At 73.8% G+C, this 13,856-nt stretch carries 18 protein-coding genes; 10 read left to right on the top strand and 8 right to left on the bottom strand.

Translation table 11 applies throughout. The features are described 5' to 3' along the window. Window positions 1–101: 101 nt before the first annotated feature. From Mco01_RS14140 to Mco01_RS14130, 3 genes are all read right to left on the bottom strand, one after another. Entirely contained in the window at window positions 102–725 is a 624-nt protein-coding gene (locus tag Mco01_RS14140; RefSeq protein WP_204057351.1) for an FMN-dependent NADH-azoreductase, read from the bottom strand. A gap of 106 nt (window positions 726–831) precedes the next feature. Further along, window positions 832–1,470 carry a class I SAM-dependent methyltransferase gene (locus Mco01_RS14135; protein WP_204057350.1) on the bottom strand — a complete coding sequence of 213 codons (639 nt, stop codon included), beginning with the start codon at window positions 1,468–1,470 and terminating at the stop codon, window positions 832–834. Between the two features lie 14 nt (window positions 1,471–1,484). Beyond that, window positions 1,485–1,862: a VOC family protein gene (locus tag Mco01_RS14130; RefSeq protein WP_204057349.1), complete on the bottom strand. Its 378-nt coding sequence runs from the start codon at window positions 1,860–1,862 to the stop codon at window positions 1,485–1,487. A gap of 147 nt (window positions 1,863–2,009) precedes the next feature. On the opposite strand from Mco01_RS14130, the gene Mco01_RS14125 reads away from it, so the two are divergent. The 3 genes from Mco01_RS14125 to Mco01_RS14115 all read left to right on the top strand — a co-directional run bounded on the left by Mco01_RS14125 (window position 2,010) and on the right by Mco01_RS14115 (window position 4,825). Continuing rightward, window positions 2,010–3,026 (top strand): LysR family transcriptional regulator, encoded by a 1,017-nt coding sequence (locus tag Mco01_RS14125; protein WP_204057348.1) that lies wholly within the window; start codon window positions 2,010–2,012, stop codon window positions 3,024–3,026. A gap of 121 nt (window positions 3,027–3,147) precedes the next feature. Continuing rightward, the gene (locus Mco01_RS14120; RefSeq protein WP_036320495.1) at window positions 3,148–3,588 is read left to right on the top strand and encodes an RrF2 family transcriptional regulator; all 441 of its coding nucleotides are present in this window, start codon (window positions 3,148–3,150) and stop codon (window positions 3,586–3,588) included. A gap of 58 nt (window positions 3,589–3,646) precedes the next feature. Continuing rightward, window positions 3,647–4,825, top strand: coding sequence for a globin domain-containing protein (locus Mco01_RS14115; protein WP_204057347.1), 1,179 nt, complete (start codon window positions 3,647–3,649; stop codon window positions 4,823–4,825). Window positions 4,826–4,912: 87 nt separating this feature from the next. Here Mco01_RS14115 and Mco01_RS14110 read toward each other — a convergent pair whose 3' ends face one another. The 4 genes from Mco01_RS14110 to Mco01_RS14095 all read right to left on the bottom strand — a co-directional run bounded on the left by Mco01_RS14110 (window position 4,913) and on the right by Mco01_RS14095 (window position 7,233). Beyond that, window positions 4,913–5,191, bottom strand: coding sequence for a DUF6510 family protein (locus Mco01_RS14110; RefSeq protein WP_204057346.1), 279 nt, complete (start codon window positions 5,189–5,191; stop codon window positions 4,913–4,915). A gap of 1 nt (window position 5,192) precedes the next feature. Beyond that, a complete protein-coding gene (locus Mco01_RS14105) occupies window positions 5,193–5,918 on the bottom strand; it encodes a ferredoxin reductase (RefSeq protein ID WP_204057345.1) in 726 nt (241 codons plus the stop codon). Window position 5,919: 1 nt separating this feature from the next. Beyond that, entirely contained in the window at window positions 5,920–6,519 is a 600-nt protein-coding gene (locus Mco01_RS14100) for a sulfite oxidase-like oxidoreductase (protein ID WP_204057344.1), read from the bottom strand. 99 nt (window positions 6,520–6,618) lie between these two features. Next, on the bottom strand, window positions 6,619–7,233 hold the full coding sequence (locus tag Mco01_RS14095; RefSeq protein WP_204057343.1) for a TetR/AcrR family transcriptional regulator: 615 nt from the start codon (window positions 7,231–7,233) through the stop codon (window positions 6,619–6,621). A gap of 89 nt (window positions 7,234–7,322) precedes the next feature. On the opposite strand from Mco01_RS14095, the gene Mco01_RS14090 reads away from it, so the two are divergent. The 6 genes from Mco01_RS14090 to Mco01_RS14065 all read left to right on the top strand — a co-directional run bounded on the left by Mco01_RS14090 (window position 7,323) and on the right by Mco01_RS14065 (window position 12,293). Continuing rightward, on the top strand, window positions 7,323–7,961 hold the full coding sequence (locus Mco01_RS14090) for a hemerythrin domain-containing protein (RefSeq protein WP_204057342.1): 639 nt from the start codon (window positions 7,323–7,325) through the stop codon (window positions 7,959–7,961). A gap of 393 nt (window positions 7,962–8,354) precedes the next feature. After that, window positions 8,355–8,975 carry a pentapeptide repeat-containing protein gene (locus Mco01_RS14085; RefSeq protein ID WP_239103598.1) on the top strand — a complete coding sequence of 207 codons (621 nt, stop codon included), beginning with the start codon at window positions 8,355–8,357 and terminating at the stop codon, window positions 8,973–8,975. Between the two features lie 74 nt (window positions 8,976–9,049). Continuing rightward, on the top strand, window positions 9,050–9,712 hold the full coding sequence (locus Mco01_RS14080; protein ID WP_204057340.1) for a response regulator transcription factor: 663 nt from the start codon (window positions 9,050–9,052) through the stop codon (window positions 9,710–9,712). 93 nt (window positions 9,713–9,805) lie between these two features. Beyond that, window positions 9,806–10,228 (top strand): ATP-binding protein, encoded by a 423-nt coding sequence (locus Mco01_RS14075; RefSeq protein ID WP_204057339.1) that lies wholly within the window; start codon window positions 9,806–9,808, stop codon window positions 10,226–10,228. A gap of 203 nt (window positions 10,229–10,431) precedes the next feature. Then, complete coding sequence (locus tag Mco01_RS14070) at window positions 10,432–11,913, top strand: PAS domain-containing sensor histidine kinase (RefSeq protein WP_204057338.1); 1,482 nt, start codon at window positions 10,432–10,434, stop codon at window positions 11,911–11,913. Then, a complete protein-coding gene (locus Mco01_RS14065) occupies window positions 11,910–12,293 on the top strand; it encodes a response regulator (protein ID WP_204057337.1) in 384 nt (127 codons plus the stop codon). The genes Mco01_RS14070 and Mco01_RS14065 overlap by 4 nt, the downstream gene beginning before the upstream one ends. Window positions 12,294–12,305: 12 nt before the next feature. On the opposite strand, the gene Mco01_RS14060 is transcribed toward Mco01_RS14065, so the two are convergent. Next, window positions 12,306–13,157 (bottom strand): oxidoreductase, encoded by an 852-nt coding sequence (locus Mco01_RS14060; protein ID WP_204057336.1) that lies wholly within the window; start codon window positions 13,155–13,157, stop codon window positions 12,306–12,308. Between the two features lie 93 nt (window positions 13,158–13,250). Between Mco01_RS14060 and Mco01_RS14055 the strand changes: the two genes are divergently transcribed. Further along, window positions 13,251–13,832: a TetR/AcrR family transcriptional regulator gene (locus tag Mco01_RS14055; RefSeq protein WP_204057335.1), complete on the top strand. Its 582-nt coding sequence runs from the start codon at window positions 13,251–13,253 to the stop codon at window positions 13,830–13,832. Window positions 13,833–13,856: the final 24 nt, after the last annotated feature.

Here is a 13,856-nt window from a genome sequence, read left to right as displayed (position 1 = left end):
ATTCGCTCGGGCGAATCTACCGTGCCGGCGCCGGTGCCTCTCACCGCCGCACCGGCCCTGTGGACGAAGGCAGGCCCGGCGGCCGTACGGCGCGGGACGCGTCAGAACGCGCGGGCGATCTCCCGGGCGCTCTCCTCGGCCCGCTTGCGGGCGAGGTCGGCGTCCCCCGTGAGCGTGGGGTGGAACCTGATCTCCCGGATGTCCGTGATGCCGGTCCAGCGCAGCCAGTCGTTGAAGAACCCCGACTGGTGATCGGCCCCGAACTCCGGGCCGAGCCCGGGCCCCCACACCGAGCTCGTGTAGACGACGGCCGCCCGCTTCCCGGTCAGCAGCGACGAGTACCCGGTCTCGGGGTCCACGCCGAAGATCAGGCCGGGCTGGCTGACGACGTCGATGAACTGCTTCAGCTTGTACGGCACCGTGGAGTTCCACATCGGCACGCTGAACAGGTAGCGGTCGTAGGCGTCGAACCGCTCGAACGTCGCCACGGCGGCGGCCCAGGCCTCGGCCTGCTCGCCGGTGGGGGTGCCACCGCCGATGACGGTCATCTTGGCCGTGGCCGCGGCCGGGCCGAACTCGGGCAGCGACCCGTCCCACAGGTCGAAGTGGTCGACGACCTCCTCCGGATGCGCGGCACGGTAGGCGTCGAGAAAGACCCCGGCGATGGCGAGCGACGCCGAGGCGGCGCCCCGGGGCGAGGCGGAGATGTGCAGCAGACGGCTCATGACGGTCCTCCTTCGAAACGTAGCGGACTGCGGTCCGGTACGCTCACCATCATGCGGACTGTGGTCCGATTAGTCAAATCCCCGTCGCCGCCAGGCCTCTCCCCCGTCAGCCCTCCGGCCGGGCGGCGCCCAAGACGAAGAAGGTGAACGGGCTGCGGATCCCGCCGAACGCGAACCGGTCGAGACGCTCGACCGCGAAACCGGCCCCCTGGACCTCGGCGACGGCGTCCCGGGACAGGTGGCAGCCGCCGGCCAGGACCGGCCAGGGCCCGGCGTCGAGCAGCCGCTGGACGCGGGCAACGCCGGGCAGGGGGGCGCGGACGTGCTCCAGGAACACCAGCCGGCCGTCCGGCCGGAGCACCCGGCGCGCCTCGCGCAGCGCGGCGGGAACGTCGGGCAGCGAGCACAGCACCAGCGAGAACACCACCGCGTCCGCGGCCCCGCTGGGCACCGGCAGCCGGTCGGCCAGGCCGTCCACCACCTCGATCGTCACGGGGGCGGACCGGGCCGCCTCCCGGGCCGTTCGGCGCAGCCGCGGCTCGGGCTCCACGGCGATGACCCTCTCGACGGAGGGCGGATAGTGGGCGAAGTTGAGCCCGTTGCCGGCCCCGACGTCGACGACGTGGCCCGACAGGCCGCCGAGCAGCGCCCGGCGGCGCTCGGCCAGCCCGTGGCGCTCCAGCGCCTCGCTCAGGCGGGTGTAGACCCGCGCGAACACCGGGTGACTCACGCCGCCGGCCGCCATGGCGTCTCCTCCCTCTACACGCCGGCCGGCGGAGGACCGGCCAGCACGATGCCGTTGCCGTCGGGGTCGTCGAAGGTGGCGAACCGCCCCCACGGGGCCTCCTGCGGCCCCTCGACGGCGACGCCGGCACGGCGCAGCCGCTCGATGTCTCCATCGACGTCCGCCGTCTGCAGCACCAGGCCCTTGGAACTACCCGGCGGCATGCTCGGGAACCACGTGACCAGCGTGATCGCGGTCTGCGCCCCCGCAGGGGCGACCTCCACCCACCGCTGGTCGGGGCCCATCGGGTTGTCCCGCACCAGGTCGAGGCCGAGGGTGCCGACGTAGAAGTCCTTGGCCCGCTCCTGGTCCGACACCGGCACGGAGACGAGCTGGATCCGAGTGATGTTCATGAGGTCATTATAGGTAGGAAATTTCCTACCTATTCGTCCGGACACTCCCGGGTGCGGGAACGGGGCCGGCCCGGCCCGCGGGCGCGCGAGATAAGGTCACGACATCGCTGTGCGTTTCCGGACAATGACGGACACGACGGAGGGCGGATGGAGCTGCGCCACCTGCGGTACGCCCTGGCTCTGGCCGAGCACGGGCACGTCGGACGGGCGGCGCAGGCCCTCGGCGTCCACCAGGACTGGCTCCGCGAGCAGGTCAAGGCACTCGAGGCCGACGTCGGCCAGGAGCTGTTCGAGCGCGCCGGCGGCGGGGTCCGCCCCACCGCCGCCGGTCGCGTCTTCCTCCGGCACGCCCGCGACGTCGTCCGCCATCTGGAGCTGGCGGCCGCCGAGGCCGCCGACGCCGGACGGGGCGACGGCGGCACCCTGGCGGTCGGCTTCACCGGCACCGCCCTCGCCGCCGTGCTGCCCGAGACTGTCTCCGCGTTCGCGGAGCGCCGCCCGCGCGTACGGCTGGAGCTCGTCGAGGCGCCGGCGTCCGAGCAGTTCGCCCAGCTCATGGCCGGGCACCTGGACGCCGGCTTCGTCACCGGACCGGTGCCAGCCCCGGCGCGCGAGCACCTGGCGAGCGTCCCCCTGATCCGCGAGCGCCTCGTCGCGGTCGTCTCCCCCGGGTCTCCCCTCACGGGTGACGCCGCGGGAGCCGGACCCTGGGCCACCACCGAGCGGCCATCGGGGTCGCCCCTCGCGGGCGACGCCGCGGGAGCCGGGCCCTGGGCCACCACCGAGCGGCCGGCCGGGCCGCGCCGCCGGGCGCCGGTCCCGGTCGCCGCGCTCGCCGGACATCCCCTGGTCCTCACCGCACGGCAGGCCGAGCCGGCGCTCGCCGAGGCCGTCCTCGCCATGTGCCGTACGGCCGGGTTCGAGCCCCGGTCGATCATCGAGGCGAGCGGGCTGCACACGCTGCTCGGGCTGGTGGCGTGCGGGCTCGGCGTCGGCGTGGGACCCGAGAGCCTGCGGCGGTTCGGGTACGCGGGGGTCGAGGTGCTCGATCTGGCGCCGCCCGCGCCCCTGGTCGCCGTCCACCTGGTCCACCGCGCCGCCGACACCGACGCCGTGCTCCACGAGTTCCGCCGGACGGCGGAGGCCGCCGCCCACCACCGCTGACCCGACTCCCACCCAGGGCAGGCCCCGCCGCGTCCGGCGGCCGGCAGGTCCGCGCATCCCAACCCGCCCATCGGACATCCTTTAATTGGTATTTCGGATGCAAGTTTGTTAGCGTGACGGTGTGCGGTTGACGAAATTCACCGACCTGGCGCTGCGCGTGACCATGCGCCTGGCGGTCCTGGAACCGGGGGCGTCGCTCACCACCAGCCAGGTGGCGGAGGCGATGGCGATCCCGTACACGCACACGGCGAAGGCCATCGCGCGGCTGCGCCACCTCGGCGTCGTCGAGGCCCGCAGGGGCCGCGGCGGCGGGCTCGGGCTCACCCGTTTCGGCAGGTCGGCCTCGCTCGGCTGGCTCGTCAGAGAGCTGGAGGGCGAGGAGGAGGTCGTGACGTGCGAGGGCGAGACGCCCTGCCCGCTCCGAGCGGCCTGCCGCCTGCGGGGCGCGCTGCGCGCCGCGCAGCAGGCGTTCTACGCCTCGCTCGACTCCGTCACCGTGGGCGATCTCGTCGCCTCGCCGACGGGCCCGCTGCTCGTGGGCCTGGCGCCCGCGGCCGAGTGAGCCCCGTGAATCCGGCGCCGTTTTAATTCGTATCTGCTTCACCTGTTTGGAGGTCGCCGTGCTCTCACCGGAGTCGGCCGCGACGGTCCGCGCCACCCTGCCCGCCATCGGCGGTGCGATCGACGACATCAGCGCCCGCTTCTACGAGGGGATGTTCGCCGACCATCCCGACCTGCTGCGGACCCTGTTCAACCGCGGCAACCAGGCCAGCGGGAGGCAGCGTGCCGCGCTCGCCGCCTCGATCGTCGCCTTCGCCGCGGGCCTGGTGGAACGTTCCGGCCCGCCCCTGGACGCGATGCTCGCCAGGATCTCGCACAAGCACGCCTCCCTCGGCGTCACGGCCGAGCAGTACGACGTGGTCCACAAGTACCTGTTCGCGGCCATCGATGAGGTGCTCGGCGGCGCCGTCACCCCCGAGGTCGGCCAGGCGTGGGACGAGGTCTACTGGCTGATGGCCGACGCGCTGATCCGAAGCGAGGCACGGCTGCGCGGCGCCTCTCCCGGCGGCGGCGCGTGGAGGCGGGCGACGGTGACCGAGCGGCGGGACGAGACCCCGGACGTCGTCTCCTTCACACTGCGGCCGGAGGTCCCCGCCGCGTTCGCGCCCGGTCAGTACGTCAGCGTCGCCGTGACGCTGCCCGACGGCGCCCGGCAGATCCGGCAGTACAGCCTGTCGGGCGCGCCGAGCCGGGACCGGTGGCGCGTCAGCGTGAAGCGGGCGCGCGGCGGCGGCCCGGACGGCGAGGTGTCCGCCTGGCTGCACGCGAACGCCCGGCCCGGCGACACGCTCACGGTCTCGGCGCCGTTCGGCGACGTGACGCTGCCCGAGGGGGAGGCGCCCCTGCTGCTCGCCTCCGCGGGGATCGGCGTCACCCCGGTCGTGTCGATGGCCGCCCATCTCGCGGCCACCGGGTCGCGGCGGCGCGTCGTGGTCGTCCACGGCGACCGCTCCCCCGCCGACCACGCCCACCGCGAGGAGCTGGAGTCTTTGGTCGCCGCGCTCCCCGGCGCCACGCTGCACCTCTTCTACCGCGAGGCGCCCGGCGCCCAGGCGGGACACCGCGTCGGCCGCGTCGACCTCGGGGCCGTCGACCTGCCCGGCTCGCTGGTCGCCTACCTCTGCGGGCCGCTGCCGTTCATGCGCGACGTCCGCGCCCACCTGCTCGCCCGGGGGATCCCGGCCGGCGCGGTGCACTACGAGGTGTTCGGACCCGACCACTGGCTCGGGCGGTCCTGACCGTCCGGAGACGGGCCCCGCGGGGGTGAGCGTGCACGTGCGCCGGCGTACGGGCTCCGGCCTGCTCAGAGGGCCCGGGAAGGCCGATCAGGACGGCTCGGCGTCGGTGAGCGGGATCCGCAGCGACACGGCGCCGCGCAGGTCGAGCCAGGCGGCGTCCGGTCCCCGTACGACGCGGAGCACGACCTCCTCGCAGCCCGGGCAGCGGGCCGTGAACCCCGGTCCCGGGCCGTAGACGTGGAGAGTCGCGAGAGGACCGGTCAGCCCGCAGCCCGCGCACCGCCCCACGGCGGCGGTCATGTCGACGGCGAAGATCTCCCGCAGCGGGCCGGCCAGCGCGTTGCCGTCGAGGTGGTCGTCTGTCATGTCAGCCTCCCGTGGGGCCGAAGCGTTCGGTCCGGACGCGGCCCGGGTCGTGCCCGAGCGACAGCAGCAGGTCGGCGGCCCGCTCGACGAACCCGGTGGGGCCGCAGACGTAGCTGTCGGGCGCGAACTCGGCGGGCCATCCTCCCGCCGCGAGGTCGTCGAGCATGAGCCGCCCCGGCGGTCGGGACCAGCCCTCAGGGACCGCGCGGGTGTAGACGTAGGTGACGTCCAGCCCCGGGTCCGGGCGCCGCAGCTCCTCCGCGTAGTAGCGGCGGCCGGGGTCCCGGGTGGAGTACAGCAGACGGAACGGCGTCCGGCTCCCCGCGCGGCGGCGCTGCCTGACCATCGCCATGAGCGGCACGATGCCCGAACCCCCCGCGACCAGCAGGACCGGCGCCGCGCCGTCGGGACGCCAGACGAACCAGCCGCCCACGGGCCCGCGGATCTCGACCTCGTCCCCGATCTCCAGCACGTCGGCCAGGTACGGCGAGACCTCGCCGTCGGGCACGCGTTCGACGGTCAGCTCGACCCGCTCCCCGTCGGCCGGGGCGGCGATCGAGTAGCTGCGCTGGGTGCTGTAGCCGTCCTCGGCCGTCAGCCGCACGTCGACGTGCTGGCCCGCCAGGTGACCCGGCCACCCGGGCACCTCCAGGACCAGCGTGCGGGCGCTGTCGTTCTCCCACCGCGACTCGGCGAGCCGGGCGACCCGCCATGGCAGCCGGCGCACCCTAGTCGCCCTCGTAGCGCTGCTCGCGCCACGGGTCGCCGTAGTTGTGGTAGCCGGCGGTCTCCCAGAACCCCGGCTCGTCCTCGTCCAGCAACCGGATGCCGCGCACCCATTTGGCGGACTTCCAGAAGTACACGTGCGGGACGAGCAGCCGGGCAGGCCCGCCATGCTCGGGAGCGAGGTCGTCCCCGTCGTACCGGTAGGCGAGCCACGCCTTGCCGTCGAGCAGGTCCTCCACCGGGAGGTTGGTCGTGTAGCCGCCGTACGAGTGGATCAGGGCGTACTCGGCGGCGCTCTCGACCTCCTCGAACAGGACGTCGAGCGAGACGCCCTGCCAGGCGGTGTCGAGCTTCGACCACTTCGTCACGCAGTGGATGTCGACGGTCGGCGTCTCGCTCGGCAGCTTCATCAGGTCCTGCCAGGACCACCGGTGCCGCCGGCCGTCCTCGGTGTCGATGGTGAACTCCCAGCGGTCCAGCGGGACCCGCGGCGTCGGGCCCGCGGACAGCACCGGGAAGTCGTGGACGAGGTACTGGCCGGGAGGGAGTCTCCCGTCGCTGCCGCGGCGCCGGCCCTGGAAGCCGCGCGAGATGATCCCCATGATGTCTCCTGACGTCTCAGACGTGATTATGGCCCCTTCGAGGCGGCGGTTTCCCACCGCCCGTATCCGCCGGCGGCCAAGAGGACGCCCGTCGACGGCCTAGGGGACGCGCAGGAGCGCCTGCCGCGCGGAGGCGGCCAGCCACTCCTCGGCCTGGTCGAACGTCCATTCCCGTTCCCCCACCAGGACCAACCAGGCGCGCTGGCCGAGGTAGAACCACAGCAGGTCGACGGCCCGGGCCCGGTCGAGCCCGGGCCGCAGGGCGTCCAGGGTCACGAGACGGCCGGCGACCGTCGACAGCGCCGCGACGTACGCGTCCATGGCGGCCCTGACCACGTCGGCGGCGGCGGGCTCCCCCACGCCCTCGTGCAGCAGGCCGAAGACCAGGGACCAGTGCCGCTCATGGGTGCGCCGGGTGCCGGCGGCCGTCAGCCCGACGATCTCCCGCGGATCCGTGGCCGCCACGATCGCGTCCATGACCTCGTTCACGGCGGGGTCGTTCACCACGGGCTCCAGCAGCGCCGACAGGATCGCCGCCTTGCTTCCCGCGCTGCTGTACACGGTCTGGACGGCCACCCGGGCCGCCGCGGCGATCTGCGCCACCGTCACGCCGGAGTAGCCGTGGGCGAGGAACAGGTCCCGGGCGCTGCTGATGATCGCCTCGCGGGTGGCGGCGGCCGCGTCCTCGCGGCGGGGGGAGCGGTACCTGGTCACGCGATCAGCATCCCACCTTCCGATGAACAATGCATTGAATAGAGGTATCTCTATTGACCATAACTACCATTCCTCAGTAGCGTCGGAACGTGACAGACATCCGGACGGAACCCACGGCGGTCGTCGAGACCGATCTGACCCACAAGATGCACCGCGCCGCCACGACGCTGCTGACCGAGGCCGCCGGACGGCCCTCGGTTCCGGCCGGGGCGCTGGCCGAGCTGCGCGACTTCCTCGTCGCGAACCTGCATCACCACCACGAGAGCGAGGACGGGCAGCTGTGGCCCCTGATCACGGCAGCCGCCCCCGAGACCGCCGCTGAGCTGGCCGCCCTGAGCGAGGACCACGACCTGCTGGACACCGCGCTCGACGCCCTCGCCGGCGTGCCGATCGGCGACACCGGCCGCGCCGCCCTGGCCGAGGCCGCCTCCGCCGTACGCGACCTCGTCCACGACCATCTGGAGCGGGAGGAACCGCTGCTGTTCCCGGCCCTGCGCGCGCACGTGTCCCCGGAGGCGTGGGCGGAGTTCTCACAGCAGGTCGTCGCGACGGCCCCGATGGAGGGCGCGCATCTCATGATCGGCCTGTTCGACGAGGTGGGCTCGCCGGAGGAGGTCGAGCTCGTCCTGTCGGGCCTGCCCGAGCAGGCACGGGCGTTCGTGCCCGGCATGCGGCAGGCGGCCCGGGGCAGCCTCGCCGTCCTCCGCGGCGAGAACGACGCCACCTGACCCACCGGTCCCCCGAGGCGGCGTCCTGCCGGACACCACGCACCACCGGCGCCACCACGGCACCGCCGGGAGGCGTCCGCACAGCTCGGAGGTGGTGTGGGCGCGGCCGCCGGACATGTTGTGGACATGGTGTGCACGATGCCGGCACCACCGCGCAGCGGGACGCCGCAAGGTTCCGTCCGGGGCGGCGTCGGAGGCGGGCGGCTGTGGCGGCTGTGGCGGTTCTGTCGGACGTGGCGGATAGGGTCGGCGGCATGCAGACACTCCGAGCCCGGACCTGCCCCGGGCCCGACGGGTCACGTCTCGAGCCTCACCCCGGACCCGACGGGTCGCGTCTCGGGCCCCGCGCCGGGCTCCATCGGATCAGGGGCCGGCGACGCGCGGGCGGCGGTCGTGGCTGACGCCCGGCGCGGGCGGATCGCGCCGCTCACCGAGAGCGTCATCCGCTCCGCCGACTGGGACGGGCGGGACCTGTCCGGCGAAAGCCACCACCGGGTCTCGCTGGTCGACGTGGACATGACCGAGGCGTCCGGGCGGGGGGCCGAGTTCGTCGAGTGCCATTTCCGCGACGTCCGGTTCAACGCGTCCGTCCACGAGGACGCCGCGTTCGTCAACTGCGCCTTCACCCGGTGCACGTTCTTCGACGCCGCCTTCACCGGGTGCAAGCTGGTGGGCAGCGTGTTCGACGACTGCACGTTCGACCTGCTCAAGGTCGAGGGCGGCGACTGGTCGTTCACCTCGCTCCCGGCGGCCGACCTGCGCCGCGCGACGTTCAACGGCGTCCGGATGCGCGAGGCCGACCTCTCCGGGGCGCGGTGCGCCGGCGCCGTGCTCCGCCGGGTCGACCTGTCCGGCGCCCGGCTGGAGAAGGCCGACCTGTCCCGCTGCGACCTGCGCGGCAGCGACCTGTCGTCGCTCGACCCGTACACGGCCGTGCTGGCGGGCGCGGTCATCGACCCCTACCAGGCGATCACCGTCGCCGCCACTCTGGGCCTCGACGTCCGGGACGGGTAGCCCCGGCCCTCGTCGTGCGGTGGCGGAGGCGGGACAATGGCGAAGTCGGACCGCCCCCAGCAGAGGGATTCCTCATGCCAGCGCAACCGCAGCCGCTCCGTCCACGGGCGATCCGGCTGCTGATCGTCGAAGACCACGGCATGGTGGCCGAGGCCATCGCGCTGGCGCTCGGAAGCGCCGAAGGCGTCGAGGTGGTGGGCTCCGCGCGGTCGATCGCCGAGGCGGTGGAGGAGGCCGCCCGCGTGCGTCCCGACGTCGTGATCCTGGACCGCCGGCTTCCGGACGGCGACGGGATCGCGGCGATCGAACCCCTGACGGCCGCCGCTCCCGGCGTCCGGGTCCTCATGCTCACGGGCGAGGCCACGGTGTCGGTGGCCGCCCGGGTGGCGGAGGCGGGCGGAGCCGGGCTGATGCTCAAGTCCGCCCCACTGCGGGAGCTCGAGTCGGGGGTGCGCGCGGTCGCCGCCGGTTCCGTTGTGTTCTCCCCCGACCTGCTGGCGGGCGTGCTCGACCGGCTCACCGGACGCGTCCAGCGATCGGGCGCCCGCCTCACCGAGCGGGAGCGGGAGACGCTGTTCCTGCTCGGCGAGGGCGCGAGCACCGACCAGATCAGCGACCGGCTGGGCGTCGCCCGCAACACGGCGCGCAACCACGTGCAGCGGGTGCTGGAGAAGCTCGGCGCCCGGTCGAAGCTGGAGGCGGTCGTGATCGCCCGCCGCGAGGGCATCATCGACTGATGCAGACGCACCAGACAGAAGTCTGCATACGCACCTGAGGACGCGGCCCGCATGCGTCTCGCGCCCGCCCCGTCCGTCGCGGAGAGTGGACGGATGGGCATCGGGCCTCGGTCGTACCGGATCGAGCATCAGCTACCGGAGCGACTGGACAGCATCCGCATGTCCAGGGAGATGACCTGGCGCGCCCTCACCACCTGCGGCTACCGCGGACACCACGAGGATGTGATCTTCGTCGTCTCCGAGCTGGTCACGAACGCGCTGCGGCACGGAAGCGGCGCGCCGACCCTGTGCCTGACCGGCGGCTCCTCGATGGTGCGCGTGGAGGTCGGCGACGCCGGTGCCGAGCTGCCGCCGCTGGGAGCGGAGCCCGGCCCGGGTGGGACCGGGCTCGACGTCGTACGAAGGCTCTGCTCCGGCTGGGGGGTGTCCCCGCTGCAGCGGGGGAAGGTCGTGTGGTGCGAGCTCGAGGCCTACCTCACCGTCGTCGTCGGCGGCCACGACCCCGCCATCGCCTGACGCCCGGCATGCCCCGCCCCGCGCTCCGGCCCGGCATCGCCATCCGGCCCCGCCCCGCCACTCCGCGCCGCCGCATCTCCGAACCGGACTCGGCCACTCCGCCCGGCCCCGTCACCGTGCCGAGCCCGGCCGCCTCGGCCGGCTTCGCCGTCTCCCGTGGGCTCCGGCACGCGGAGGCGTGGCCGTACGTGCGAAGCTGTGGTATGCCCGATCCCCTGTCAGCCGGCCAGGAACCCCCCGCGTACGCGTCCTACGATCCTCGGGATCTGCGGCTGCTGGTCGACAAGGTCATCGATTACGCGATCTTCATGCTCGACCCCACAGGCCGCGTCGTGAGCTGGAACGCGGGTGCCGAGCGCATCGCGGGGTACGCCGCCGAGGAGATCATCGGGCGCCACTTCTCCGTCTTCTACCTCCCGGAGGACACGGCCGAGGGCAGGCCGGGCCGTGAACTGGAGGTCGCCGTCGCGGAGGGACGGGTCGAGGACGAGGGCTGGCGGGTCCGCAAGGACGGCACCCGCTTCTGGGCCAACTCCGTCATCACCGCCCTGTACGACGCGGACGGCACCCTGCGCGGCTTCGGCGAGGTCGTCCGCGACGCGACCGAGCGCCGCATGGCCGAGCAGGCGCTGCGCGAGAGCGAGGAGCGCTTCCGCCTGCTGGTGCACGGCGTCCTCGACTACGCGATCTTCATGCTCGACCCCACGGGCCGGGTCGTGAGCTGGAACGCGGGCGCGGAGCGCATCAAGGGGTACGCCGCCGAGGAGATCATCGGGCGCCACTTCTCCGTCTTCTACCCGCCGGAGGACAAGGCCGCGGGCAAGCCCAACCGCGAGCTGCGGACCGCCACCGCCGAGGGACGGCTGGAGGACGAGGGCTGGCGGGTCCGCAAGGACGGCACCCGCTTCTGGGCCAACGTCGTCATCACCGCCCTGTTCGACGAGGACGGCACCCTGCGCGGCTTCGGCAAGGTCACCCGGGACATGACCGAGCGCCGCACGGTCGAGCGCGCCCTCGACGAGCGCGGCAGGCTGGTGGCCCACCTGGTCAGGGCACAGGAGCTGGAGCGCCGCCGCATCGCCTGGGACGTGCACGACGACACCATCCAGTCCATGGTCGCCGTCGGCATGCGCCTGCAACTGCTGGCCTCCCGGCTGCCCGCGGAGCACGCGGCGCCCGTCACCCGTCTCGACGAGGCCGTCGCCGCCGCCATCGGCCGGCTGCGTGACCTGACCTTCCGCCTGCGCCCGCCGGGCATCGACCAGAACGGCCTGGTGGAGGGCCTGACCAGCTACCTGGACGAGATCACCCCGGGGGCGGGCCTCGCGTACACGCTGCAGCACCACCTGGACCGGGAGCCGCCCCGCGAGACCGCCATCACCGTCTTCCGGATCTGCCAGGAGGCGCTGGCCAACGTCCAGAAGCACGCCCAGGCCCAGAGCGTGGCCGTGTCGCTGACGTCGGTCGACCACGGCGTCCTCGTCCGGGTGTCGGACGACGGGATCGGGATCGGCGAGGCCGCCGACGGGGTGACCCGGCCCGGCCACTTCGGCCTCATCGAGATGCGCGAGCGGGCGGAGACGGCCGGCGGCTGGTGGGGCGTGCGGCGCAGGCCCGGCGGCGGCACCAGCGTCGAGTTCTGGCTGCCCGCGCTCAGGTACGGAGAGGAGGACCCGCTGCCGTGACCGCCGGGGCCGGCCCACTGACCGTCCTGATCGGCGACGACGAGCCGATCATCCGCGAGGTTCTCCGCGAGGTGCTGGAGGCCGAGCCCGACCTGTCCGTGGTGGCGGAGGCGGCCGACGCCGACGAGGCCATCGCCCTCGCCGTGCTGCACGCGCCGGCCGTCGCCATCCTCGACGTGCGGATGCCCGGAGGCGGCGGCGCTCGGGCGGCCCGCGAGATCCGGCGGCGCTGCCCCGGCACGCGGATCATGGCGTTCTCCGCCCACACCGACGCCCGGTCGATGAGCGAGATGCGCGACGCGGGCGTGAGCGCCTACCTGCTCAAGGGGCTGCCCAACGCCGCTCTCGTCGCCGCCGTCCGCCACGTCGCCGCCCCCTGATCGCACGGCCGGTCAGGCCCGGGACGGCTGCTCCAGCGGGTAGTCGGCTGACCTGCTGAGCCAGGCCCACCGCTCGGCCTCCTCCGCCCGGGACGCCGACGAGCGGGCCGCGGCCTCCACGGCGTCGCTGCCGAGCAGCAGGCGCAGCGGCGCGTCCTCCATGCCGACCACCTGGGTGATGATCCGCGCGGCGCGGGCCGGGTCTCCGGGCTGGCGGCCGTCGGAGGCGTCCCGGTAGCGGTTCATGGCGCCGACCGTCTCCTCGTAGTCGGGGCCCACGGCCGGCCTCCGCATCGACGACCCCTGCCAGTCGGTGCGGAACGCCCCCGGCTCGACGATCAGGACCCTGATGCCCAGCGGGCGCACCTCGTTGGCGAGCACCTCGGAGAAGCCCTCCACGGCGAACTTCGCGGCCTGGTAGGCGCCCATCCCCGGCGTGCCGCCCACGCGGCCGCCGACCGAGGAGACCTGCACGAACGTGCCGGAACGCCGCTCGCGCAGCACCGGAAGCGCGGCCTTCGTCACGTTCACCAGCCCGAAGAAGTCCGTCTCGAACTGCGCGCGCAGGTCCTCCTCCGAGGTCTCCTCGATGGGCGCGGAGTCGGCGTAGCCGGCGTTGTTCACGACCACGTCGAGTCCGCCGAACTCCTCGACCGCCGTCGCGACGGCCGCCCGCGCGGCGGCGGCGTCGGTGACGTCGAGGGCGACGGTCCTGACCCGGTCGCCGTACGCCCGTACGAGATCGCCGAGCCGCTCCGGACGGCGGGCCGTCGCCACGAGCCGGTCGCCCTGCTCCAGGACCGCCTTCGCCAGCTCGTGCCCGAGCCCCCGGGAAGTGCCGGTGATCAGCCAGGTCGTCGCCATGTCCGCCTCCTAAATAACTGGTTGTTTAGCTAGCACGCTAGCCCACGACGCCGACGGCAAGCAAATGAACAGTTAGTTGGTTATGCTGATCGCATGCCGGACGACGAGCGCGGGAGGACCCGCGATCCCGACGCGACCAGGGCGCGCCTGCTCCGGGCGGCGACCGACGAGTTCGCGGCCCACGGGATCGCGGGGGCCAGGGTCGACCGCATCGGCGCCGCGGCGAAGGCCAACAAGGCGCTGATCTACACGTACTTCGGCAACAAGGACGGGCTGTTCGACGCGGTGATGGACGCCCACGTCACCCGCCTGCTCGACGAGGTGCCGTTCACGCCGGACGACCTGCCGGGCTACGCGGGACGGCTGTTCGACTACCTCCTCGGCCACCCCCACCAGCTCAGGCTGGCCACCTGGCACCGCCTGGAGCGCGCGGGCACCGGCCGCGCGCCGGAGGGCCTGAGCGACTCGATGCGGCGCAAGACCGAGGCCCTCGCCCAGGCCGCGCGGCCGCGGTCAGGGGACTTCGCCCCCGAGGACCTGCTGGTCTTCGTCCTCGCCCTCGCGAGCGCGTGGACGCCCGCCAGCCCCCACGTCCCGCCCGGCTTCCGCGCGGAAGAGGCGGCCGGGCACCGCGCGGCCGTCGTCGAGGCCGTACGGCGGCTCGTGGGGGCCTGACCGCGACCGGAACCACGACCGGGA

The organism is Microbispora corallina, assembly GCF_016863035.1.
Taxonomy (GTDB): domain Bacteria; phylum Actinomycetota; class Actinomycetes; order Streptosporangiales; family Streptosporangiaceae; genus Microbispora; species Microbispora corallina.
Note: the sequence above shows the minus strand (reverse complement) of the source record. Positions and strands in the feature narration are given on the sequence as shown.